General features: G+C 68.6%; 22 protein-coding genes and 2 pseudogenes. 9 read left to right on the forward strand and 15 right to left on the reverse strand.

Annotated elements, in window-relative coordinates; genetic code table 11:
- The first annotated feature begins 469 nt into the window (after nt 1-469).
- The 5 genes and pseudogenes from IH50_RS0116325 to IH50_RS41660 all read left to right on the forward strand — a co-directional run bounded on the left by IH50_RS0116325 (nt 470) and on the right by IH50_RS41660 (nt 3916).
- Nucleotides 470-1711 (forward strand): IS4 family transposase, encoded by a 1242-nt coding sequence (locus IH50_RS0116325; protein WP_030861920.1) that lies wholly within the window; start codon nt 470-472, stop codon nt 1709-1711.
- A 191-nt stretch (nt 1712-1902) separates the two neighbouring features.
- Nucleotides 1903-2166, forward strand: a pseudogene (locus IH50_RS37745) (DUF317 domain-containing protein); the annotation flags it as partial.
- A gap of 101 nt (nt 2167-2267) precedes the next feature.
- A complete protein-coding gene (locus tag IH50_RS0116335; protein WP_030861925.1) occupies nt 2268-2558 on the forward strand; it encodes a hypothetical protein in 291 nt (96 codons plus the stop codon).
- Nucleotides 2559-2573: 15 nt separating this feature from the next.
- Nucleotides 2574-3392 carry a DUF317 domain-containing protein gene (locus IH50_RS0116340; RefSeq protein ID WP_030861927.1) on the forward strand — a complete coding sequence of 273 codons (819 nt, stop codon included), beginning with the start codon at nt 2574-2576 and terminating at the stop codon, nt 3390-3392.
- Between the two features lie 362 nt (nt 3393-3754).
- Nucleotides 3755-3916, forward strand: coding sequence for a hypothetical protein (locus IH50_RS41660; RefSeq protein WP_158801248.1), 162 nt, complete (start codon nt 3755-3757; stop codon nt 3914-3916).
- 264 nt (nt 3917-4180) lie between these two features.
- On the opposite strand, the gene IH50_RS0116350 is transcribed toward IH50_RS41660, so the two are convergent.
- From IH50_RS0116350 to IH50_RS0116405, 12 genes and pseudogenes are all read right to left on the reverse strand, one after another.
- Entirely contained in the window at nt 4181-4555 is a 375-nt protein-coding gene (locus tag IH50_RS0116350; protein WP_030861929.1) for a hypothetical protein, read from the reverse strand.
- Between the two features lie 36 nt (nt 4556-4591).
- Nucleotides 4592-5356: an IS21-like element helper ATPase IstB gene (gene istB, locus IH50_RS0116355; RefSeq protein WP_030861931.1), complete on the reverse strand. Its 765-nt coding sequence runs from the start codon at nt 5354-5356 to the stop codon at nt 4592-4594.
- Entirely contained in the window at nt 5353-6951 is a 1599-nt protein-coding gene (istA, locus tag IH50_RS0116360; RefSeq protein ID WP_030861933.1) for an IS21 family transposase, read from the reverse strand. Before istA ends, istB begins: the two co-directional genes overlap by 4 nt.
- Nucleotides 6952-7096: 145 nt before the next feature.
- Complete coding sequence (locus IH50_RS0116365) at nt 7097-7723, reverse strand: hypothetical protein (RefSeq protein WP_030861935.1); 627 nt, start codon at nt 7721-7723, stop codon at nt 7097-7099.
- A gap of 79 nt (nt 7724-7802) precedes the next feature.
- The gene (locus IH50_RS0116370; RefSeq protein ID WP_030861937.1) at nt 7803-8246 is read right to left on the reverse strand and encodes a hypothetical protein; all 444 of its coding nucleotides are present in this window, start codon (nt 8244-8246) and stop codon (nt 7803-7805) included.
- A 217-nt stretch (nt 8247-8463) separates the two neighbouring features.
- Nucleotides 8464-10197, reverse strand: a complete 1734-nt coding sequence (locus IH50_RS0116375) for a relaxase/mobilization nuclease domain-containing protein (protein WP_030861938.1) — start codon at nt 10195-10197, stop codon at nt 8464-8466.
- A gap of 14 nt (nt 10198-10211) precedes the next feature.
- Nucleotides 10212-10823 carry a plasmid mobilization protein gene (locus IH50_RS38780; protein ID WP_234328173.1) on the reverse strand — a complete coding sequence of 204 codons (612 nt, stop codon included), beginning with the start codon at nt 10821-10823 and terminating at the stop codon, nt 10212-10214.
- A 318-nt stretch (nt 10824-11141) separates the two neighbouring features.
- On the reverse strand, nt 11142-11333 hold the full coding sequence (locus IH50_RS0116385; protein WP_030861942.1) for a hypothetical protein: 192 nt from the start codon (nt 11331-11333) through the stop codon (nt 11142-11144).
- Nucleotides 11330-12888: pseudogene (locus IH50_RS37755) on the reverse strand (hypothetical protein). The gene IH50_RS0116385 and the pseudogene IH50_RS37755 overlap by 4 nt, the downstream one beginning before the upstream one ends.
- Nucleotides 12885-13526: a WhiB family transcriptional regulator gene (locus IH50_RS0116395; RefSeq protein WP_030861944.1), complete on the reverse strand. Its 642-nt coding sequence runs from the start codon at nt 13524-13526 to the stop codon at nt 12885-12887. The pseudogene IH50_RS37755 and the gene IH50_RS0116395 overlap by 4 nt, the downstream one beginning before the upstream one ends.
- A gap of 158 nt (nt 13527-13684) precedes the next feature.
- Nucleotides 13685-14398: a hypothetical protein gene (locus IH50_RS0116400; protein ID WP_030861945.1), complete on the reverse strand. Its 714-nt coding sequence runs from the start codon at nt 14396-14398 to the stop codon at nt 13685-13687.
- Between the two features lie 2 nt (nt 14399-14400).
- Nucleotides 14401-15297, reverse strand: a complete 897-nt coding sequence (locus IH50_RS0116405) for a DNA-binding protein (protein WP_030861947.1) — start codon at nt 15295-15297, stop codon at nt 14401-14403.
- A gap of 686 nt (nt 15298-15983) precedes the next feature.
- Between IH50_RS0116405 and IH50_RS0116410 the strand changes: the two genes are divergently transcribed.
- The 4 genes from IH50_RS0116410 (at nt 15984) to IH50_RS0116425 (ending at nt 18950) form a co-directional block, all read left to right on the forward strand.
- Nucleotides 15984-16436, forward strand: a complete 453-nt coding sequence (locus tag IH50_RS0116410) for a helix-turn-helix domain-containing protein (protein WP_030861950.1) — start codon at nt 15984-15986, stop codon at nt 16434-16436.
- A 180-nt stretch (nt 16437-16616) separates the two neighbouring features.
- The gene (locus IH50_RS0116415; protein ID WP_030861952.1) at nt 16617-17171 is read left to right on the forward strand and encodes a hypothetical protein; all 555 of its coding nucleotides are present in this window, start codon (nt 16617-16619) and stop codon (nt 17169-17171) included.
- Nucleotides 17168-18367 (forward strand): MAB_1171c family putative transporter, encoded by a 1200-nt coding sequence (locus IH50_RS0116420; RefSeq protein ID WP_030861955.1) that lies wholly within the window; start codon nt 17168-17170, stop codon nt 18365-18367. The genes IH50_RS0116415 and IH50_RS0116420 overlap by 4 nt, the downstream gene beginning before the upstream one ends.
- Entirely contained in the window at nt 18357-18950 is a 594-nt protein-coding gene (locus IH50_RS0116425) for a hypothetical protein (protein WP_030861957.1), read from the forward strand. Before IH50_RS0116420 ends, IH50_RS0116425 begins: the two co-directional genes overlap by 11 nt.
- A 135-nt stretch (nt 18951-19085) precedes the next feature.
- On the opposite strand, the gene IH50_RS0116430 is transcribed toward IH50_RS0116425, so the two are convergent.
- The 3 genes from IH50_RS0116430 to IH50_RS0116440 form a co-directional block, all read right to left on the reverse strand.
- Nucleotides 19086-20099 carry an NAD(P)H-dependent glycerol-3-phosphate dehydrogenase gene (locus IH50_RS0116430; RefSeq protein WP_030861959.1) on the reverse strand — a complete coding sequence of 338 codons (1014 nt, stop codon included), beginning with the start codon at nt 20097-20099 and terminating at the stop codon, nt 19086-19088.
- A 396-nt stretch (nt 20100-20495) separates the two neighbouring features.
- Nucleotides 20496-21053 (reverse strand): GNAT family N-acetyltransferase, encoded by a 558-nt coding sequence (locus IH50_RS38785; RefSeq protein WP_051767335.1) that lies wholly within the window; start codon nt 21051-21053, stop codon nt 20496-20498.
- Between the two features lie 26 nt (nt 21054-21079).
- Complete coding sequence (locus IH50_RS0116440; protein ID WP_030861962.1) at nt 21080-22393, reverse strand: hypothetical protein; 1314 nt, start codon at nt 22391-22393, stop codon at nt 21080-21082.
- Nucleotides 22394-22745 lie beyond the last annotated feature (352 nt).

Genomic DNA, 22745 nt, shown 5'->3' on the forward strand with positions numbered 1-22745 from the left:
TCGCCGTCGCGCAGTCCAGCAGGGGGCGCCGCCGACGCGTGCCTGTGGCGTCCACGCACGACACCTTGACGTACGGCACGGCCTCGTTCGTCCTAGCCGGTACGGCCATACAACACCCCCAGCGTGCTCACCCGCACGACTAGGTTCACTGTCACAGAAGCCGAAACGGCTGGGTTCGCTGTCAAACGACTCGATTGGATGACAAAGGACAACAGTTCGCCGGGGGCAGACAGGAAAGAACGCGGAAAGACTGGCCAACGGCCGCGAGGGCATGTCAACGTAGACGACCTTGCAGGAAACCCCAGGTCAGAGAGGTGGTCGCCTATGGCCTCAACCCCTGCGGTCCCCGGTTTCTCCACCACCATTGAAGCCCTGCGACTGCGTGAGTGGCAGCTCGGTCCGGGCCAGCCCACGCTGGTCCTAGACCCAATACCGGTGACTTTGGTGGGTTCTGGTCGTTGGGTGGGTTGTGCCAAGACCGGGTCAGGTGAAGTCGTCGGGGGTTGATCGGTTCTCGGATCGGATCGCGTTGGGGGTGCTGACGCGGGCGTTTCCGCCGGAACTGGTCGACGAGGTGGTCGCCGAGTGCGGCAGGGTCGAACAGCGGACACGGCTGCTGCCGGCACGGGTGGTGGTCTACTTCGTCCTGGCGATGTGTCTGTTTTTCGGGCAGGGCTATGAAGAAGTGGCCCGGCTTCTGGTCCAGGGGCTGGAGCGCGAAGGCCGGTGGGTGAAGACCTGGCGGGTGCCCACGACGGCGGCGATCGGCCGGGCCCGTCTGCGGCTTGGGCCGGAGCCGTTGCGGGCCCTGTTCACGCGGGTGTGCCGGCCGGTGGCGGTCGCGCGAACGCAGGGTGCCTGGTACCGGCGGTGGCGGCTGGTCGCGGTGGACGGCACGGTTTTCGACGTTCCGGACACCGCGGCGAATGCCCAGTTCTTCGGGCGTCCCGGTACCAGTCGCGGGCAGGGCCGCAGTGCGTATCCGCAGGTGAGGGTGGCGGCCCTGGCCGAGTGCGGCACTCATGCCGTGTTCGCGGCCGAGGTCGGACCGCTCAAGGTCCACGAGAGCGTCCTGGCCCAGCGGCTGTTCCCCGTGCTGACGAAGGGCATGCTGGTGCTCGCCGACCGGGGCTTTTGCGGTCTCGACCTGTGGCGTGCTGCGAAGGCGGGCGGCGCGGACCTGCTGTGGAGGGTCCGCAGCGTCGTGGTGCTGCCGGTCCTCGAAGCCCTCCCCGACGGGTCCTACCTGTCGGAGATCGTTGCCAAGCGGGACCACTATCGGCGCGCGGACCCCGAGCGGGTGCGGGTGATCGAGTACACCCTCGGCCCACGCGGTGGTGACGGCACCGTCTACCGGCTGATCACCACCCTCCTCGACCCCGCCCAGGCACCGGCCGAGGAGCTTGCCGCCCTCTATGCCCAGCGGTGGGAGATCGAGAACACCCTGGACGAGATCAAGAACCACCAGGGCGTCCCGGGGATGGTGCTGCGTTCCCGGTACCCACGCGGCGTCGAACAGGAGATCTTCGCGTTCCTGCTGGTCCATCACGCGCTGCGCGACCTGATGCACCAGGCCGCTCTCCAGGCCGGGCACGATCCCGACCGGATCTCCTTCACCCGCACCCTTCGCGTCGTCCGCCGCCACGTGACCGGGCAGGCGGCGCTTTCCCCCCTCACGACTGGCCCGGTCCACCGCCCAGAGCCTGCGTGAGATCACCGAACGGCTGCTGCCCGCACGGCGGTTACGCTCCAACCCCCGCGTGATCAAACGCAAAATGTCCAACTGAGCCCTCAAACGAGCCGAGCACCACGGCCCACCCCGGCCAGACACCCCGACGGTCCGGCTGGTCGAGCCAACCAGAGCCACTTCAACCAGCCGGAAAACAACCTAAATCACCGGTATTGGTCCTAGACCAGTTCTCTGCGGAGGACTTCCACTTGATCGTCGACGATCGTGCGGACGTGCATGTCAGCTCGAAGGATGGCAGGTTCTACCTCGGCTGGTTCCCGCTCGGGCGCCCCGGTACGGATGGCGAGGGATGGAAGATCGCCGTCACCGGCACTGCCAAGGTCCGCGGCTATCACTTGTCATTCGACACCGAAACGCCGGCCGACGTCGTGGCCGCCGCAGTAGCGTGCGTGCTGGATACCTCACGCCGCCTCTGACACGCGGACACCGACAGGGAGTGCCCGCCCTCCGATCGGCCGACTACCGACCGCCGACCTATTCCACCGCTCCCCCTCTCCCTCACCCCAGGAGGCTGCTCGTGACGTCCTCGGAGATGACCGTCGGTGATCTCATCGACTTGCTGTCCGGCTGCGACCGGAGTGCTCCGGTCCGCCAGGCCATGAACCCGTTCTTCCCGATGGCTCACCGTTTGGCGCAGGTCGTGCAGTCTGTGGATGAAACCGGTCGAACCGTCGTCTACCTCGCCGAGGGACCGGACGAGGACGCACAGCTCGGCCACCTGCCGCCCGAGGTCGCCATCGCCTTGACGTGGCAGGGCCCCGTCCAAGCACCCCCCCGCCGGCCCCGCCGCCGTGCCGGCGGCAACTAGACCCGCACCGAGCCTTTGGAGGCGCCCCTGTACCCCAACCTTCCGTTCGACCCGTCCACTCCGGGTGGCGGCCAGCCCGCGTTCTGGGTCGGTCCCCGCCATCTGGCCGGTGATGATGGGCGCCTCTACGACGCCGTCGCTGGCACGCTTTCCGGCCTGGGCTGGACAAGCCTGACGATCGTCCGTGGACGGCACGAGCCGGACGAGGAACCGGAGGACCGCCAGGTCCTGCGCAGTACCGTCTTGCACATCAGCCCCGACGCCCTTCGCTGGGCGCAGTGGAGTCTTGCGGACGAGCCGTTCCATTTGGGTGGCCTGCCGATCACCTGGCAGATCTCGGCCCGTGCGAATACGAGCAGTCCGCTCGCGTCGTGGTCGTCCTACTTCACCACCGACGTCCCCGGCGAGGCTGTGACCGATTTCCTCGTCGCGCTCGACGCCCGCGAGGAGCCCGCCATGCCGCTCGCCGGCCCCGAGCTGGTTCTTGACGCCGTCACCGCACACGGCTGGCTCCGCGACATCGATCAACCCCACGCGGCAGCGACGGACCCGACGTTCACCTCGCACATCAGCCTCGGGGAGGTGCCGCCTCTCATCCAGGATGCCGACCCGCGCGTCCTTGCGACTGCGGCCGATGAGGCGGGGCCTGTCGGATGGCAGGCATGGGCGGAGCCTTCGCTCGATGCCTCCTGCCTGTGGGCGGCCTCCTTCGGTTGCAGCGTGCCGCACGACCTCGTGGCGGCTTTCGCGGCTTCCCTCAGTTCGACGGCACCGGTTCTGCGGCGGGTGCTGCCCGTGGCCACACGGGAGCGACTGCTGCAGGCACCGGCGTAGCAATCGGCGGTGCCCCTCAACCCGTAGACGAAGCCCGGTCCTCCCGAACGGAGGCCGGGCTTCTGGCGTTGCTGTCCGTGGCTCGGGGAGCCATCGAGCCGGAGGAGGACAGCCGTAGCGACGGGTATGAGGCGCCGGGCCTGCCTGGCCACAGGCTGTGGAGTGGGGTGAAGTGGGGTCGTCCCAAGGTAGCGGTGGGGACTTCCCGTGTGGTATCTCTGGCGCCTCAAATTGGGGAAAGTGGCCACGTTTTGGCGTAGTGGTGCCGCTCAGCATGTGGTATTCGCAGGCTCGTTGAAGTGGGGCAAAGTGGCGAAGGTATGGCGTAGCGGTGCCACGTTCCCGTGCGGCTGAATAGCCGTATGCCTCGAACCGAAGAGAAGCAGCAGCCTGTCCTTGAACTCCGCCTCGGTGGCGTGCACGTCGTCGTCCAACGCATCTCGCCCTGGCTGGTGGCCGCCGTCGTCACGGCACTCGTCGCAACGATGGGCAGTTCACTCGCCGCATGGTTCACATCTCGTTGAGACCTTGCCAGACCGTGCAGCGAGGTAAGCCATACAGCGCTGCTGCCCGACCATCCTGGTCGGGCAGCAGCGCGTCGGGCGCCGGTCAGCCGGCTGCCGTGGCCTTGGTGAGGGCCTTGTCGAGGTAGCGGTCGACGAGGGCCGGGGAGCCGGAGACGATCAGCAGCAGGCTGTCGTCGCGGATGGCCGTCTGCTTGACCACGTGTGGACGATCGCGTAATTCCCCAGGGCTGCGGTCACGTAATTCCCCAGGTGCTGGCTCTTCTATCTGTCGACCGACCACGTTGTGTCGCCCGGTGGGGTGCCCTCCGCGAGGATCTGGTCGACGATCCGCAGTGCGTCGGGGAGCGGCACTGTGTCCTCGTCGAGGTACTCGTCGTGCTGGCCGTTGGCCAGGATGAAGCCCTTGCTCCGGCCGGCAGCTCCCGGTGTGACAGCGTGCTCGCCGGGGTCGGACTCGTCGTCAAGCAGCATCACCATCGCGCGCTTGGCGTTCGTGATGACGGCCAGAGAACGACCTCGCGAACTGGTCAGCCATGTTTCCAGCTGCCCGGCATCGATTCGCTCTCGAAGCACCGCCAGCGCCGCCGCGGGCGACGCTGGAACGGTGCCATCACTGAAGCTCCAGGACTCGGCCATGCGGATGACCTTCTCATATGCCGCGAGCGGCCTGGCCTAGCTGGTCGACGGTTTGGCAGCAGAAGTCCTGGGTCGCTTGTTGGGACGGTAGCTGGGCCCGTTCATGATCACCTGGTGGCTGGTGTTGATGAGCCGGTCCAGGAGGGACTCGGCGACGACGGGGTTGGGGAAGAGGGGATACCAGTCGCTGGGCGCCCTGTTGCTGGTGATGATCAAGGACCGTCCCTGCCGCTCGGAGACGAGTTCGTAGAGGTCGTCGGCCTGGGCTGTGGACAGCTGTCGCATGGCGAAGTCGTCGAGGATGAGGACGTCGGGGCGGACGAGTTCGCGGATCCGTTTCTCCCAGGTGCGGTCCGCGTGGCCGCCGGCGAGGTCGGCGAGGATGCGGCTGGTCTTGGCGAAGCGGACGTGGGCGCCCTGGCGGACAGCGAGGTGGCCGAGGGCCTGGGCGATGTGGGTCTTGCCGACGCCGACGGGGCCGAAGAGGATGACCGACTCGCCGGCATGCAGCCAGCGCAGGGCTCCCAGGTCGCGGATCTGTGCGGCGGGCAGTTTCGAGGAGGCGGTGAAGTCGAACTCCTCCAGGGTGACCTGCTGCTCGAACTTGGCCCGCTGGAGCCTGCGTTGGAAGGCGACGGTCTCGCGGCGGGTGATCTCGTCCTGGCAGAGGACCTGGAGGAAGTCGAGGTGGCCGAGTTCGCCGCCGTGAGCTTGGGCGAGTCGGGCGTCAAGGGTTTCCAGCATGCCGGACAGTCGCAGGGTCTTGAGTGACTCCCGCAGGGCGGCGTCCATCACGGTCATCGGGCTTCCACCTCGGCTTCGTCGTGGACCTGGTCGTCGTGGTCGTCGTCCGTCGTGTCGGGGGTCGCGACGGTGGCGAAGAGCCGGGCGGGGCCGTGGAGGAAGGCCGCGGCCCCGGCGTCTCCGCTGGTCTCGGGCTCGGGATCGGTCTCGGTGCCGGCGATGAGGATGCCCTTGATGGTGCGGTAGGACGGGTCACCGACCGCGATGGCCCTCGCGCAGGCGGCTTCCAGCCGTGTCTCGCCGTACTTCTTCCGCAGGCCGAGCACCCCCTGGGCAGCGCGGAGCCGATAGAGGACGTTGACTTCCAGTAGCTGGTCGACGACCTCGCGGCAGGCGTCGCCGACCTCGGACGCCTGGCTGCGGCACCAGACCGGCGTCCGCATCTGGAAGGCGATCTTTTCCGGCGGATAGTCGCTCTTGTCGGTGCGTTTGCCCTGATCAAGGGCGGCATGGGTTTTGACGAGGGAGCCGTCGTGGAAGACCTGGACCATCGTGGCGGTCGAGCGGACGTCGACCTTCCGACCGATCAGCTTCCACGGAACTGAGTAGAGGGTGCGGCCGACTTTGATGTGGATGTCCGGTCCGACGGTGGCCGTCGACCAGCGGGCCAGCACGAACGGAGTCGGCGGCAGGGACAGCAGTTCGGCCGCCTCCAAGGCGTCGAACACGGTCATCGGGGCGGCCCCGCCCAGCGGCCGGCACTTCCGCCGCCCGGCGACCTGCTGGCTCCAGGTCACGGCCTCGGCCTGCATGTGCTCGATCGAGCTGAACTCCCGTCCTCGCCAGAACGAGTCACGGACATAGGGCATGGGCCGCTCGACCCGGGGCTTGTCCTTCGGCTTCGCCGCCCGCGCCGGATCAACCAACGCTCCGTAGTGCGTTGCGAGTTCGGCATACGCCTTGTTGATCTTCGGGTCGTAGAGGTCGGGTTTGTCGACGCCGGTCTTCAGGTTGTCCGGGACGAGCCGGCGCGGGACGCCGCCGAAGTAGCGGAAGGCCGCGACGTGAGCCTCCGTCCACGCGTGCTGGTCCAGGTGCAGCACCGGCCGGACGAACATGTGCCGCGAGCACGGCAACACCATCACGAACGCCCAGACCCGGTGGCGTTTCCCGGTCCTCGGGTCGATCCATGGCCCGAGGAATCCGTAGTCGATCTGAGCCTCCGAACCGGGTTCGATGTCGTCGCGCAACACTGTGACCTGCGACTTCGCCACCTCGTCCGGAAGCGTCGCGTGCACCCAGCGGCGGAACGAGGAGATCGACACCTGCAGTTTGTGTTCGTCACGCAGGCGCTGGTGGATCGTCGAGACGGTCACTGTCCCGAGCAGGCTCTTGATGTAGTCGCGGTGCTGGTCGATGTCCGGCCAGGTCACCTGCCTCAGCCTTCTGTCGATGAGCCCAGGGAACCACTCCTTGATCAGCTTCGACCAGTCGGCCTCGCTCATCGGCGGCCCACCCGGGCTGATCCCGGCCGCTTCCGCCGGCGCCAGGTACTTCCTGACCGTCTTGCGGTCCACCCCCAGCGACGCAGCCAGCTCGCTCTTCGAGCGGCCCGCGTACCAGTGGACGTAGATCTCGGTGATGTCGACCACGACGAACGTTCTCCTCGCCATCCGGGCTGCCCATCGGCCATCCGAACCACGGGACGAGGAACTTGAGCAGCTCCGCGACGACCAGGTCCCTCGATCCCGACCTCCGCGCTACCCATGGCCAATTAGGAGAATTCGGGATGGGGAATTACATGACGCTCAAACCGCCCAACCTGGGGAAAAACTTGAACGTCGACACCACGGTGCTCCGCCCTCCCGCGGAGAACGTGAGGAGCTGGCTCCACTGCTCATCACCGAGGCCGTGGGGCGCGGGCAGCTTCTGTGAGGTCACGCCGACCGGGGTGCCGCCCGCGACGACCTGATAGGTCGGGCACCCGGTCATCGCGTCGAAGATCCGGCCGATGCCGTCGGAGAGCTTCTTCACGCTGTCGCTGTACAACTCCTCGGAGATCTCCGAGGAGCTGCCGCCGTAGGTGAAGTCCGCCTCCGCCTTGTGCGGGAAGGCGAGCGTGCCGCCAGTCGCCGCGTCGCCGCCCAGCTCGCTCAGGGCCGGGCAGCCGATCACGGTGACGTCGTCGTGCTTGGCCGGACGCTCCGGCTTGGGAAGGTAGCCGCTGCCGAGGTCGCGCGGGTCGAGCAGGCGGGACTCAAGCGCGGCCGAGGAGAGCGCGACCGGCTCCTGGGCGGCCTCTGTCGGCTTTCCCGTACGGGAGGAGGTGGTCCGGTGCTCGGTTCCGGTGGTGTCGGTGGAGCACGCGGGCACGGCGAGGAGGGCGGCGGTGATGCCGAGTGCGGTGGTGACGCGAACGCGCATGACGGAACTGACCCCTTGGTGCTAGGCGACGGGTGGCCAGTGCGGGCCCGCGGGCCCGGTGAGGTCGTAGGAGTGGTGATCAGTGTCCGAGGTGGCGCAGGCAGTCCTCGAACGTGGCGTGTGTCGCGTCCGCCGGCCCGGAGTGCCGGTTGTACCAGGCGGTGTCGATGCGGGTCTCCAGCTGCTGGTGTCCGGCCCGGCAGCGCAGCCATATCTCACCGCGGGTGGACAGGATGAGCCAGTCCCGGTACGCGCCGCACTCGGTGCAGGCGGCCATCTCACCGTCGAGGACAAGGGGTTGCTTCCACGGCATCACCTTGCCTTCGACCTGGTCGTGGCTCGGCACCCGCAGTTCCGGCGGGAGGAAGTCGTCCACGATGGCAGCCGACTCGACGGACTGCGGCTCAGGCGCCGGCACTCCGATGCCGGGCGGGACCTGGCCCTGCAGTTGCGCGTGCAGCTCGGCGAACCGTTTCTGAGCTTCGCCCGGCTCCTTGGCCCTGCGGCGTATCCGGTGAAACACCCTGGCGTCCTCCTCCACATCGGCACCTCGTCCTGCGCGTTTCATGATCGTGCCCCACGCCCTCGACGGTTTCAATTCACAAAGTTCACAGTCCCTTCGGCCAGGTCAGCAGGGGTATACGGCCTCTCGGTTGCCCGGATGGTGAGTCGGCCACGATGCGTGTCTCGGTACGGCACTGCGGCGATGCGGTGAGACTGCGTGCCGGCATCCGGTGGGCTTACCGGGTCTGACGCGATGTCTCCTCTCTACTGCGCCGCCTGGCGGGTGAGGAGGGCTTGGTGGTCGTCCCGCGCGTCGCGGACCGGTTCTCCGTGCTGCTGGTTTCGGGAAGGTGGGTGGTATCGGCAGGCAGGTCGGCTGTCTGCCGCATCCGCCACACGAGCACGTCGCTGACGGAGTCCGCGGTGCCGAGCTCGCGCCGTGCGGCAACGTCGGACAGGAGGGCGGCCGGATCATGGCCGGCGGCTTCGGCTTCCGCGATCGTGGCAGCCAGGGCGAACCAGCCGGGTTCGGCGAGGATCTGCTCGGCCAGCTCCGGCAGCGCCTGGCGCAGCAGCACCGTTTGCCGCTGGAGCATGGGCCGGCTCAGTCGCCGGCCCCGCTGGTAGAGCACACCGAGCGGCTGGGCCGAGGCGGACCGGTAGGCGGCGTGCAGGTGCTCGGCGGCTCGGGCGGCGGCCTCGGCCTGCTGGGCGTGCCCCTTCCTGGCGTGCCAGTGCGCGGTGGCGGTGATCAGGAAGAACAGCATGTCGATCGCCATCGCCGTGGTGGCTCCATCCTCACCGCGGCCGAGGGCCGGGCCGCCCTGGACGAGGTCACGGGCGGCCTGTCGCAGGGCTTGATCGTGCCCGCGTACGGCGCGGACGTGAGAGCGCGAGGCCCGTTCGAAAGCTGTTGCTGCGTCGTGCAGTTCGCGGCGGGTGTGGGCAGCGGACGTCTTCGCGAGGGCGTCCAGGACCTCGCCAGCCGCGGCGATGTGGGCGGCGGCGGCCCCGTCCTCGCCGTGCTCGACGACGAGCATGGCCTGCCACACGGCTGATGCCGTGCCGCGGCGCGCGGAGGCCGGATTGCCCGGCCCGTTACGGTTCGCATCCCTCCGCCGGGCATCCGGGGCGTCACCGGCCCAGCGCTCGCGGATGCGGGGCAGCGACAGGTCGGGGGCCAGGCGCGCGCCGGGGTAGAACACCGGCTCGCCGTCCTTGTTCAGGTCGTCGGGCAGGGCGACCTTGTAGCCGAGCAGGTCGCCGGAGGGCGCGACGCGCTTGCGGATGAGGAGGCCGGCGGCAGCGAGCCGGTCGAAGAACTCCTCGTTGCTCCTGGCGCCGGCCACCGCGCGCCGTACGGTTTCGCGCAGTTCCTCGCGGGCGGTGCGCTCGCGGCCCTGCCGCATCGCCTTGTGGCGTTCGGCGCTGGTGGGCCGCTTCGCTGCGGTGCCGTCCCCCTTGTTGAGGCGCCGCAGGCCCAGCTCTGCTTCGAGTGCCCGGGCCTGGGCCTGCACACGGTTGGCGTCGTTGTCGAGGTCAGGTTTGTACCCGTCTTCGCGGACAAGAGTGGCGACGATGTGGATGTGGTCGTCGGCGTGACGCACGGCAGCCCACCGGCAGCCCGCTCCTTCCTCCGGGTTGTCGATCCCGGCCGCGGCGACCATCCGGCGGGCCACGTCGCCCCATTCCTGATCCGAGAGGATCCGGTCCTCGCTGCCGTTGCGCACGGATAGATGCCACACATGCTTCTTCGGGCGCTCTGAGGGGTCGATGTTTTCGACGGGCTGGTCCAGGAGCTGCTGGAGCTGCTTGAGGGTCGCGGTGGCATCGCGGCCGGGGTCGGGAGCGTTGTGGTCCCAGGAGGCGACGAGGTGAGGATCGGTGTGCTCCTCGAACTTGCCCGGTCCGTAGAGGTAGTAGAGGAGACCGATGGTGCGCTGTCCGCGCTTCTGGATCCTGGGGATCATGGAGCCGATGAGTCCTAGTCCTGGTGCAATAGCCGGTCGGTGGCGTGCTGGACACGCTGGATCGCGCGGTCGGTGGCCGCGATGACCACGTCGAGTTCGCCCGGGTGCGCTCCGGCGTTGACTGCTCGGGCGATCTGGTTCAAGTTGTTGCCTACGTAGCCGAGGTGGCGACGGGCGGCGAAGAACTCGGCGATCACCTCGCGCTCGTCCGCAACGGCACTTGCGGTCCGTTCAAGGTCCTGGGCGGCAGAGAGAGCAGCACGGGCGAGGAAACCGGCGAGGGTGAGGCCGGCAGCCTTCGCGCCGGCGGTCACGAGGATGAGTTCGTCATCGCTGAAGCGGGTGTTGCGGACGTGCGGACGCTGGCGACGCTGGTACTTGCGGCGGCGCGTACGCGGCTGCTCGCGTGTGTCCTGTGTCCCTTCTGGCTGCGATCCGCCCTCGGTCGCAGCCTCCTCGTCTGGCGTCCCCCGGCGCCGGACGAGCCCCGGCCCTCCAGGGGCGGGGGAGCCCTTGGATACTCCGCTCAAGGCGGAGTATCCAAGGGGATAACTTGCTCGCCCCGAGACCGAGTTGGAATCGAGTGCAGGTTCCGGGGTGGTGCCGTTCTTGGGTGCGTTGGTCATCGGGATTCGGGCCTCGTCGAGCGGGTGCGTTGCTGGATGGTTGCGGCCAGCGCGAGGACATCGGCAGGGCTGGCAAGGACGCGGACCGGTCTGTTGGGACGGTCCTGGACGAGCCACTGCCCGGTCGGCGTAAGGACGACGGCGTGGAGAAGTCGGCGACGGACCAGGACGTCCGCCCAGGCATCGGCCTCGGCGGTGGTGGGCTCGGAAAAGCGAGGGGGACGAGGAATCACGGCGTACCTCCTAAGCGGAGCGGCGGCCCGGCGTGGAGCCGGGCCACCTTTACGGGTATGGGCCTTGAGCTGGGGCTTTGCCGGTTCAGCCGCACTCGGGGCAGCGCCCGACGTGACTGTTGAGCGCGCGGGCCATCCGCTGTTTCGCCGAGGCAGCTTGCTTCGCACTGGACTTCGCCGCCGGCCTGCCCGCGTGCCGCTCGGAGTGAGCGAGCATGAACCCGATCTCTCGCTCGTACTCTGCGCGGACGGTGTTGAACTGGCGGCAGGTCTTCATCGGGCGGTGCTCCTCGTCGTTGTGATGTCCTCGTTCCGCAGCGCCTGGAGGACGAGGCCGAGTCGGTCGTTACCGACACCCGTCAGGCCCTGGCGGCGGATGATTTCGCGCAGCTGCACCCGGGTGATCGCGCCGTTGCCGTCCCGTTCGAGCAGGGCGGAAACATGCGGGCGCACCTCGCGGACAAGCTGGCGTTCGGACTCGCCCAGCTCGCGTGCCTGGCGCTCCGTCTGCGGAGAGCGGGACAGGGCACGCTTGTCCTTGTTCTTCGTCCGGGGCGTCCTGCTCGGCTTCCGGCGGAGTGGGACCTTGCGTCCTCGGTCCTGGGTGGTCTCGGTCCCGGACTGTGGGGCGGTCGGTCCTCGGTCCTGGGTGGTCTCGGTCCCGGACTGTGGGGCGGTGCTACTTCTCGCGTGTTGCGGTCGGTCCTCGTGGCCGCTGCGTCCCGCGCTGCGGGACCGGCGAGTCCGGTCCCCGGGACCGCACCGTCTTCAGCGGGCTTGGTCCCCGCGGCCGTTCCCGATCCGTCGCCCCCGGTCCTCGCGCCGACCTTGGCTTCCGGGTCCGCCTCCTCGGGGACCGGTCCCCGAGGAGACCTCGGTCCTCGGTCCCGGACCGGCTCGCCGGAACCGTCGGGACCGGTGACGGGGACCGGCACATGCGATGTCGGCTGTGCGGGGACCGTGGCTGCCGATGCGCTGCTGTGCGCCGGAGACCAGGGAGAGGGGAGCGGGACCGTGGCGAGCGCGAGCGCGTGTCGCCGGGCGGCGAGCTGGTCGAGCAGCTGTGCCCGCTGAAGGGGGTCGGTTCCGACTGAGGCCCTGCCGACCGCCTTCGACAGGCGTCGTGTCAGCCGCCGGCCTCGACGGCTCCGCTGCTGCTCGGGTGTGCGCTCGGCGAGGCGGGCGGCGAGGGTGACCGCGCGGGCGGTGGCCCGGTCCCGGGTGATCTGCGCGGCGTCGCGGTCCCGTGCGGCGATGCCCAGGCGGGACAGCAGCCGTTCGCGTGCTTCCCGGCCCAGGACGGCGATCAGTCCATGCGAGGCTGCACCCGGGGTGCGTAGGCGCAGTTCGATGCCCATGGCCAGGTGCCACAGCATCGCTGCCATGACTGGTCCGACGAAGGCCCTGACCGTGCCGCCGATGGGGCCGCTCTCGGCGTAAGCGGGGATCACCTGCACCGTCGTGATCACCCAGACCAGCGTGCCCGGCAAGCCGGGAGCGCCCTGTACGGCGAGGTTCTGCCGTGCCATCAGCGCGGTGGCGAACAGGGCGAGTTCGGCGGCGGCGAACATGCCGGCGCGCTCGGCGGTGCCGGCCATGTCGAGGTAGTCGGCCGCGAACCGCCACGAGGTGTCGGCGCTGTAGGCGGTGCAGCCCAGGGCAGCGACGGCGGCGACCTTGACCGCCGGGCCGCCGAGACGTTTCTGCGAGCGGGTCCCCCGGCGCCGGATAGTCCAGGCGGTCAGCACGAGCGCGAGGGCGGCGGGCACGAGGGCGGCGAGGAGGAGAGGGAGGTCCGAAGTAGCACCGAAGGCGAGGACAGGGTGGGTCATGCTGCCTTTCCGAGAGAGGCGTGCGCCGAGGTCGACGCAGCCGGGCGGCCTGCCGGCTGCTGGGTACCGGGAGCTGCGGGCGCGGGGGTGCCCTTGGCCTTGGAGGTCTTCTTCCGCTTCTTCTTGGAGCGGGGCACGCCGTAGTTGCGGTCGCGGTCGAAGACCTTGTTGGCCGCTTGCCGGAGCAGGTCGCGGGCGTGCTTGTGGCTGATCTGCAGGGCGGCGGCGAGCCGGTCGGGCTGCCAGCCCCGGACGTAGGCGTGGTCGATGACCACCTGCCGCTCGGCTTCCGTCAGGTGCACGTCGCGTCCCTGGAAGAACGCGGTCACACGCCGGTAGTCCAGGCGCCGGTGCAGGTTGTCGTGCAGTGGGCGCCGCTCGGCTTCGGTGAGCCCGCCCCAGACGCCCTCCTTGAGGACGTTCTCCAGGGCGAAGTCCAGGCACTCGCGGCGTACGGGGCACCAGCCGCACAGCTCCTTCGCCTCCGCGATCTCCTCGTGATCCCGGGGCCCGGGGAAGAACACGGCGTCGGCGTCCTCGACGTCCATGCCGTGGCACGCTCCGCGGACGTGCCAGCTGGTGTCTCCGATGCCGCGCAGGCCGGTGGCCGGCGCGTCGTGGGTGGTGATGTGGCGCAAGGCGAGTCTCCGATGTGCTGCCGCACCGGCCGGGCTAGGGCGGTACTCGGGGCGCGGCGTTGGGCGCCGGCCGCGGCGCAGGGCGTGCGCCGCAGCCGGTGCGGGACGGTGATGTTGCGGCGCTGCAGCGGACGGGATGCACGCGCCGGAGGCGCCGGTCAAGCAGGGGCGGGCTGCCGTGCCTGCTCGGTGCGCTGTGCCTGCTGGGAGGCGAGGTCGAGACGGCCGGGGTGCGGGGTGGCGCGCGGTGCGATGGCGCGTACCCCGTCGTTGGGGCTGATCCGGCGGCGGCGGCATGGCTCGCCGACCGGGGCCAGACACCACTCGCATCGCACGCTCAGGGCATCAGGCAACCCTTGCGCGACGGCGGCCTCACGGGCTGCCCGGGCGGGCCGGAACGGTGCGAGAGCGGCTCGGGCGGCGGGCGGTATGCAGGAGCCGATCTGGTCCAGCCGAGCCTGCAGCCTCGGGTTGATCCCCTCCTGGCTGCTGGTGATGGCCCGGGCCTGCGCGGGCTGCGCTATGCCGGTGGCGACGGCGTGGCGGGTGCCGACCAGCTCTGCGGTCCAGGCGGCCTGGTCGTCTGGGTCCGCGGACGGTGTGGGGTCGGAGTGGAGGGCCAGGCGGTTGCGCCGGTAGCTCTCCCAGGGGCGGACCACGTCCGCGGGCTGGATCTGGTACGGCGAGGTGCGGTAGTGCTGGCGGGTGGCGACGCGGGCGTCCCAGCCGTGCGGGGTCGCCATCGGCACGTCGCCGAGCAGCTCGTGCCACTGGGCGAGCTGGTCGCGGGCCTCGCCCTGGTCGGTGCGGATGCTGCGGGGGTCGAGTCGGCCGATGTAGGCCAGCAGGGCGGCGATTTCGCGGCGGTCCACGGTCAGCCCTCCGTTCCGGTCGGCTCGTCGAGGGCGGCGAGAAGGGCGGCGGTGTGGGTCTCCGCCCGCGTCATCCCGCTCGACGAGGCGGTGTTCTTGCCGGGCACGGCGTAGAGGTTCGGGCGGTTGGGGGAGTGCTCCCGGGTGATCCAGGAGCGCCAGTCGGCCGCCCAGGCTTCCGCCGGCCTCGGAGCATGGCCCGCCCGGTGGGCACGCCATTTGGCGTCGGCGGCCTGCAGGCCCTGCTCGCTGAGGCGGTCGAGGTGTCCCTGCTGGCGGGCCCAGGTGTGGGTGGCGGGGTCTACCTGCCACTCGGCAGCCGAGGTGACCGCAGCACCACCACTGCTGTACCTCCGGTTCAAATCAGGTTCACTACGGTTCTGTGTGCCGGTGGCCGGTACATCGCTGTGCCGGTGGCCGGTACGCCGCTGTGCCGGTTTCCGTCGCGACCTGCCGGTTTCCGGTACTGCCGGTTTCCGGACCCTCGCGGGGGATTCCGGCACCTCACGCGGGCGGATCCCGTACCGCCGCAGAGCCGACAGCCGGAGCTTCGCAGGGCCGGCGGGCTCGTCCGGCACTGCGGTGTCGCCCGCTTCCTCCCGCTGCTCTCGCAGCGCCTGCGCGACCGCCTCGGCGGCGAGAGGCAGGCGGTAGACCGTGCTGCGCTGCGGGCCCACCAGGTCGTCGAGCTGTTCCAGCTCGCCAGCGAGGAGCAGGCGCTCGACGGCTTCGCGCACTGTGGAGACCGAGGCGCGCGTGCGCTTGGCCAGGCTGGACAGCGAGGCCCAGGAGATGCACTGATCGTCGGCCACCCGGTCGGCGATCGACAGGAGGACCAGACGCGCGGCCCCTCGGCTGGAGCTGTGCTCCCACACCCACTCGCGGGCTTCGCTGCTCATCGGCCGCTCCCGGCAAGCAGGCGGGAGCGGCGGCTTGCCCGGGTCAGGATGGTTGGGTCCGGCTCGGGGCGCTGAGGCGCCGAGGCGGGGCTAGCTGCCGCGCAGGCCGGGCGGAAGGGCCTTTTGCGCAGGGCGGAGCGCATGCAAGAATCTCCTTTGGTGTTGCCACGCTGAGACGCCCCCGTGGAAGGGATCAGCGTGGTGACGGTGGCGATCTCCGCCCTTGCCGGGGCGGTACAGCCGTTAAGCGTCCGGCGTCCGGGAGTTGCTGCTCTCGGGCGCCGTCGCTGTGTTCAGGGACCTATGAGGCCCGGAGGTTGTGCACGTCATTGCTCCTGTGCTCGTCCATGCGGGCGGTCTGCCCGGCGAGGGACGACGAACATACGCACGGCTCCGCGTCAAGGTCCAGAGTTGGTTCTTAAACCCTGTAGAAGTCGCGTGAGCTGCTGCGATGGGGGTGGAGCGATCATGGGCGGGTCCTAGCGCGTACGTAGATCACGAAGGCCGGGCAAGGAGCGCTTACTGCGTCCCGTCGGCGTCGCAACACTTCAGTGAAGCTGTGATCGAGAACCTACGCCAAAGTGATCCCTGCCTGTCAACACTGAAGTGAAGCCCCTCGGCTTTTGGTTCTGAGAACTACACTGCAGTACAGTCCGGAGTCGGCGTCTAGATGAGAGGAGTCGGTGATGGTGGAGTCCAGCGGACCGGCAGAGGCGCCCGGCGGCGCGGCCGACGCTCGGCGCTCATTCGCCGACAAGCTCAACCACCTGTTCCAGACCGTGACGAACCCGGAGACCGGCAAGCGCTACACCAATGCCGAGGTCGCCCGGGCGATCTCCGTGTCCGAGAGCGCGATCTCGCAGCTGCGGACCGGGGCGAAGCCCAACCCCACCTACACGACGGTGGAACGACTTGCCGGTCACTTCCACGTCAAAGAGCAGTACTTCTTCTCGGACTACGACGACGAGGAGGCTGAGAAGGTGCGCGCCTCCATGGAACTCATCGAGGCCGTGGTCGACAGTGAAGTGCGCGGACTCGCGCTGCGGGCCAACGGCCTTTCGGCAGGCAGCTTGAAAATGATCACTGACGTGATCAACCAGGCGCGCCGATGGGAAGGGCTGGACAAGCCCGAGCAGTGATGTGACCTCTCTCACCGGCTGGGTGGATATGACTGGTATGCCGCACCCAGTCCTTCAAGATCGCCTTGGGTAACCATCTATGCGTGTGCAAAGCTCCGCTGGAACCACGCGGAACGGTGGATTCCGGTTAGCGCAGGCCGTGTCAGCGCTCATTCGGGGGCTACAGCAAGGATCTCGTCCATGTTCAATCGGCAATTTGCGCGCAGAGAGGCGCAGCTGAGGCGACTGTGCGAGGAGCAGTTGCGGGGGATCGAGATACCTGATCCCTACGCGGTGGATGAAATATGCCGGCAGCTCGCCATCAAGCGTGGCCGCCCTCTGCACCTCCACGAATTGCCTGAAACCGGAGGGGCTAACGCCCCCTGTGGAATGGTCCTCTCTTTCGACCACGGGGACCACATCTTTCACGTCGCGGCTACCAGCGAACGGCATCGTGCGCAGATCGTGCGCCACGAGCTAGCGCACCTACTGCTCGGGCATGCCGGGAGTAACGAAAGCGTCGTCAACTCCCTGCTGGAGGTCCTCCCCGACGGAGTCGATCCCTCGGCCGTGCTCTCCGCTTTCGGTCGGACGAGTTACGACCGTGAAACCGAGTACGACGCCGAGATGGCTGCCTCCTGCCTGGGGGAGCTGTTTCAGGATCTCGCCCACTCGATCCGGGAACGAGGCCGGTCCGGCGCGGTGTCGCGGCTCGACGACGCTCTGGTCCACCCCCGGAGGAACCGCCGCTCATGAGTACATCCACCATCGTCGCCGGCGTCCTCTGGCTGGTGGCTCTGTGGCGACTGCCGTCCATCCGGCACTCCCACAAGCAGCGAAGCCTGGCGCTGACCCTGGCGACTCTCGCGGCTGCCATGACGTTCGAGGTTCCGCAGGTCAAAGAGGCAGTCGATGCCGCCGTCGGTACAGACGCCAGACTGTCGCCGCTGCTGAAACACGTGCTCGGCGTTACCTCGGCGGCGTACCTGCTCGACTTCGTCATCGCAGTCGTTCGACCACAGGGCCTGGCACGGCGCACCCGATTGGTGGCAGCCGGCGTGACGCTGCCCCTCATGCTCGCCTTCTACGCCTTGGCCAACTGGACGCCGGGAGGGCCGGTCAGGCTCGGAGAGGGCCGTGGCGCCCTCTTCCCTGTCCTCTACATGGCGGTCTTCACGCTCTACATCGGCATCGCCATGGTTGTAGCTACGTGGCTGTTCCTCGGCGGCGTACGTCACAGCCGAACCCTTCTTGGGAAGGCCGGCCTCGGATTTCTGGGCTTGGGAACCCTACTCGGAAGCCTGTACGCCCTCCAACGCATCGTCTTTGTGACGGTTCAGCTTGTCTCGGGCACCAACTACCCAGGCTTGGAGAACCTTCTCTCCACGACGCTCAAGCAGGCCACGGTCCTGTCGGTCGCGCTCGGCGTTTGCTTGCCTCCTCTCTCCGTCGCCGTTGAGTACGTCGCGGCGTGGAGCACCCTGCGCAGGCTGCGGCCCCTGTGGGCACAACTCACGGAAGCAGCCCCGTACGTGGTGCTGGCGACCTCCGTGCGTAGAAGGCGCGTCCCCTTCCGGCTGGAGCGGTGCGTCATCGAGATCGAGGATGCCTGCCTGGCGCTTCGCGAGTACGTGTCAGTCGACACACACGCAAAGGCTCGGAAGTTCGTCCGCCAGAAAGGGGTCGATGCGCAACACTCTGACGCAGTCGCGGAAGCCTGTTGGTTGCGTGCAGCCGTCCAGAGCGCCCGAAATGGGGAACGTTTGAGGGGAGTTGAATACCCATCCCTCGGCGTCACTGGGCGGGACAGAGTGAGTGAACTGTCATGGTTGCGTACCGTTGCCGATGCATACCTCTCCTCTCCAATCGTTTCGGAATTCGTCCGGCAAGAGCAGTCGACTATTTCCCACGGGCAGGGCGATTCGGAAAGGATCTCCTCACATGACAACTGATGTCCGCCCCAGCGAGTCGCGGCTGGCGCGCCGCATTACGGACTGGCTCGAGCCGAAGAACTGGATCATCGCTGTCACCCTGCTGGTCGGTTGGCACACCGCGCAATGGACAGGCGTTGCCTGGGGAGTGGTCGGCGCCCTTTTCGCCGCCGCCATCCCGATCGCCTTCATCAAGTCCGGCATCCGCAAGGGCCACTGGGGCGACAGACATGTCGGGGAGAAGCCGGCACGGCTTGTCGTGATGGCCGTCATTCTGCTCTCAGTAGCCACCGGCATCGTCCTGATGCTCGTTGCGGGGGCGCCGCGCACCATGGTTGGCCTCATAGTCTCGATGCTGGTGACGCTCGCGATCCTCACCGCAATCACCTTCGCCTGGAAGATCTCCGTTCACCAGGCCGTGTCCGCAGGCGCCTGCGCGATGCTCGTGCAGACCTACGGCCCGTGGATGGCCCTCGGCTTCCTTCTGGTCATCGTCGTCGGATGGTCCCGCGTTGAATTGCGCGACCACACGCGCAACCAGGTGATCGCAGGCACCATCCTCGGCACCATCGTCGCGGCGGCCGTCTTCCACCTGGCGCGCTGATCCGACTTCGGGGCGTAGCTGAGGGAGCTGCCGAGACAGTGATCTCAGCGGCGGACATTACTGACGCGGGCACGACATCCGTGGTTGGGGAGCTTAATGGTGGGGTGCGACCCCGTGGTCGCGGAGCCGTCAGGGTCAGCGCTCGGGCTTGGGCGGACGCTGCATCAGCGCGGCCGTGGCCTGCTCCAGCGTGACTTTGCCACTCAACAGTGCCGTGACGACGTAGGTGATCGGCATGTCGACGCCGTGGGCCTGCGCCAAGCCGAGAATCGCCTCGGCGCTCTTGACACCCTCGGTGGTCTGCCGGGTGGCGGCGATCGCTTCTTCGACGCTGAGCCCTTTGCCGAGGTGATTGCCGAAGGTACGGTTGCGGGAGAGCGGGGATGAGCAGGTGGCGACGAGGTCGCCGAGGCCGGCCAGTCCTGCGAGGGTGGCGGGGTGCGCGCCCAGCGCCACGGCCAGCCGGGTGGTTTCCGCGAGGCCACGGGTGATCAGCATGGCCTGCGCGTTGTGGCCCAGGCCCATGCCTGAGGCGATGCCGACGGCGAGCGCGATGACGTTTTTCACCGCGCCGCCGAGCTCGCAGCCGGTCACGTCGGTGCTGGTGTAGGGCCTGAAGTAGCTGGTGTGGCACGCCTGCTGGACGCGGATAGCGGTGGCTTCGTCGGGGCAGGCGACGGTCGCGGCGGCGGGTTGTCCGGCCATGATTTCGCGGGCGAGGTTCGGCCCCGACAGCACGGCCACCCGCTCGGCGGGGATGCCGGTCACCTCGGTGATGACCTCGCTCGCCCGCAGGTCGGTGTCGCGTTCGATGCCCTTCATCAGCGACACGATCACGGTGTCGCGTCCGATGTGCGGCGTCCACAAGGCGAGGCTTTCCCGAAGGGACTGCGCAGGGATGGACAGTACGAGGAAATCCGCACCGTCCAGGGCGGTGGCCGGGTCGGTCGTGGCCGTCAGCGTCGGGGGCAGGTCCACGTCCGGGAAGTAGCCGGGGTTGCGGTGCCCGCGGTTGATCGCGTCGGCGATCTCGCCACGACGGGCGTGCACGGTCACGTCGCTGCCCGCGTCGGCCATGATCTTGGCAACGGCGGTGCCCCAGGATCCGGCAGAGAACACCGCCGCGCGGGCGAGACGGTGCTGGCTCACTGCGGGGTCCTTCCAAGAGGGGTGGGCCTGCCGCCGGGGCAGCAGTCGGGTCCGGCCACCCTATCGATTGTGCCCGATGTCTCCGGGCTCGCAGTGGGGCGGCGCCGAGTGAGCAGGACAGCCCGGCGGCCGGAGAGGGTGGGGAGCATCTCGTGTGCCTCCCCGAGAATGGTCAAAGTGCGTCGAGATCACCATCAGCCGTCTCGTAGCTGTCCACGTGCACCAGGACCTCGACCGCCGCTGCTGCACCTGGACGCCGATCGCAGAGATCCTGCTCGGCGCCACGAGACCGATTCTGTGAAGTCGCACTGGAGAGATACTGCTCAAGCGTTATGGGCGGCGGGCATGGCGATGCTGCCGCCTGCGGCTGTACGCAGGCGGCAGGTGTTCCAGCGATCAGGCGGGGCGGAGGAGCATCGCGTCGTACACGGGGGATTCGGGGGCGTGCTTGATGCGTCCCATGATCTGGTAGCCCCAGCGGAGATACGCACCGTGCGCCGGCTCGTTGTCGATGATGCAGGTGAGGGTGGTCCAGGGCTGGTCGCGGCGGCCGGCGATGACGGCGTCGTGGAGGCGGCGGCCAACACCGTGGTTGGCGTGGGCGGGGCGGACCATGAGTTCACGGAGCCAGAAGATCTCTTTGGCCTTGGCGGCGGCTTGTGCGTCGGCTGGCCGAGCGTCGCCGAGGGAGGTCCACCAGGGCTTGTCGGCGGATAGGGTAACGCCGTGGACGTAGCCGATCAGCTGCCCGTCGAGGCGTGCCGTGACGGTTTCGAAGCCCGTCATGGTGAACGCGGCATGCAGCCGGTCCGCGTAGGAGGCGACTGAGAAGAACGGATCGTCCGCGTACGGCGGGACGTTATAGATCTCGGCGTACGTGTCGATTAGTTCGTCGGCGATCGCCTTGGCCGCGTCCCCGCCGTAGTGCTGGAGAGCGAGGTCGATATCCGCCACGGTGTTGGGTTCCCTTCATCGGGTGCTTACGCGGTGTATGCGGTGAGACGCTCGGCCATCTCGCGGGCGGGCTGGTGGGCTTTGTGTAGGCTCAGGCCGTTGCGGACGAGGGTGAGCTGCTTGATGTTGCGGGTGGAGGTCATACCGCCTTCGATCAGCTGCAGGGACTCGTCGACCGCGTGGACGCTGTGGTCGAGGTCGTGGCCTTGGAGGGCGGCGTAGGCGAGGCGGGCCAGGCACATGCCGCGGTTGCGGGAGCGCGCGATGTCCTGGAGTTGCGCCGAGCGGTCCAGGAGTTTGACGGACTGCCGGTGCTGTCCGAGGTCGAGGCGGCACATGCCTTCCAGACAGGTGAGTTCGGCCTCGTTGAGGAAGCCGGTCCAGTCGGGATCGCGCTGGCTGGTGCCGTGTTCGAAGTGGTTCCAGGCCCGCTTGATGGCGTTGCCCGCGGAGATCTCGTCGCCGAGGCGAGCGTGCCCCTGGGCCTCTCGGATGGCCAGCAGTGCCGCGACGCGGGGCGGCGCGGACCACTCGGTGGCGTGGGCCTGGGCGATGCGGGAGAAGCGGATCGCTTCGCGGGCTTTGCCGAGGTCGACGGACTGGCGGGCCATGTTGGACAGGGTGCGGGTGGCGAGGGCGTCGTCGCCGTCGAGCATCGCGGTGTTGAGGGCTTCGGAGAAGAAGACGCGGGCCTCGGTCTGCCGGTCGGCGTCGTAGCAGAACCACCCGAGCGAGGTCGTCAACTGGCCAGCAATCGCATGGAGTTCCAGGCCGATGGGTTCGCTGTAGGTGCCGTGGTCGATGAGGTGGTGGAGCCACAGGAGCTGGTTGCGGGCGCCGCGCCACAGCCGGTCGCTGCCGAACTGCTGGTCGAGGGCGTCGAGGTCGTGTGCGGCGGAGCGGAGGTTTTCCACGTCGTCGTGGCTGACCCGCAGCTCGTCATCGCCTGGTGCTGCCGAGGCGGTGGGGGAGAGCCAGGGCAGGCCGGCGCCGGCAGCGGAGCCGAGCGCGGCGGCTCCGGTGGCGAAGAGTTGGCGGCGGTTCACTGGATCGTGGGTCTCGAATTCCGTGCGGATGACAGGCGGGACCGGCTCGGTGACGGCGAGAGTGCTCGGGGCGGTGTCTCCGGTCGGGCTGAAGCCGAGCTCGTGAATCGGTCTGTCGTAGAAGCGTTCTAAGAGTTTGCGGTGGTCGGGGTGGGGCCACGGAGGAGTATCGCTCTCCCAGCGGCGGAACTGCCGGGGGCTGACGGACGTGCGCTTCGTCAGTTCGCCCGTCTCGTACATCGCCGCGGCGAGCTTGGTGAGCTTCTCGGCGTTCTGCTCCTGTGTCAGGTGCATGCGTCGGCGCTCCCGCTTGAGGTGGCGGTTACCGCGTGCTGCCTCGCTCATACGTCCCCCGGCGGGAGTCCTCACGTGTGTTCACCCACCGTAGTGGCGGCCTGCATCCGATGGGAGCCGTCGGCCTGATCAAAAGGCCGATGACCGGTGAGAAGGCCGCTAAAAGGCCGATCGAGGGCCGGTTCCCGGACGGCGAGGGGCCGTTGGAAGACCTGGGCACTGGTTCAGCGTGGCGGTGTCCTTGAAGCACCGGCCGCGCACCGTCGCGGTCGCCCCCATGCCGACGAAGGACCCCCACATGCCCGTGTCCGTGATCCTGCGCCCGAAGGCGCCGAGATGAGCGTCACCGTGA

The sequence above is a fragment of the Streptomyces sp. NRRL S-37 genome (assembly GCF_000721605.1).
Taxonomy (GTDB): domain Bacteria; phylum Actinomycetota; class Actinomycetes; order Streptomycetales; family Streptomycetaceae; genus Streptomyces.

Coding starts and splice junctions, on each gene's coding strand:
- IH50_RS0116350 (WP_030861929.1), bottom strand. CDS start 4,555: ATGGCCGAGTCCTGGAGCTTCAGTGATGGCACCGTTCCAGCGTCGCCC.
- IH50_RS0116365 (WP_030861935.1), bottom strand. CDS start 7,723: ATGCGCGTTCGCGTCACCACCGCACTCGGCATCACCGCCGCCCTCCTC.
- IH50_RS0116375 (WP_030861938.1), bottom strand. CDS start 10,197: ATGATCCCCAGGATCCAGAAGCGCGGACAGCGCACCATCGGTCTCCTC.
- IH50_RS0116440 (WP_030861962.1), bottom strand. CDS start 22,393: ATGCACCTGACACAGGAGCAGAACGCCGAGAAGCTCACCAAGCTCGCC.
- IH50_RS0116420 (WP_030861955.1), top strand. CDS start 17,168: ATGAGTACATCCACCATCGTCGCCGGCGTCCTCTGGCTGGTGGCTCTG.
- istB (WP_030861931.1), bottom strand. CDS start 5,356: ATGACCGTGATGGACGCCGCCCTGCGGGAGTCACTCAAGACCCTGCGA.
- IH50_RS0116425 (WP_030861957.1), top strand. CDS start 18,357: ATGACAACTGATGTCCGCCCCAGCGAGTCGCGGCTGGCGCGCCGCATT.
- IH50_RS41660 (WP_158801248.1), top strand. CDS start 3,755: ATGCCTCGAACCGAAGAGAAGCAGCAGCCTGTCCTTGAACTCCGCCTC.
- IH50_RS0116405 (WP_030861947.1), bottom strand. CDS start 15,297: ATGAGCAGCGAAGCCCGCGAGTGGGTGTGGGAGCACAGCTCCAGCCGA.
- IH50_RS38780 (WP_234328173.1), bottom strand. CDS start 10,823: ATGACCAACGCACCCAAGAACGGCACCACCCCGGAACCTGCACTCGAT.
- IH50_RS0116415 (WP_030861952.1), top strand. CDS start 16,617: ATGTTCAATCGGCAATTTGCGCGCAGAGAGGCGCAGCTGAGGCGACTG.
- IH50_RS0116410 (WP_030861950.1), top strand. CDS start 15,984: ATGGTGGAGTCCAGCGGACCGGCAGAGGCGCCCGGCGGCGCGGCCGAC.
- IH50_RS0116385 (WP_030861942.1), bottom strand. CDS start 11,333: ATGAAGACCTGCCGCCAGTTCAACACCGTCCGCGCAGAGTACGAGCGA.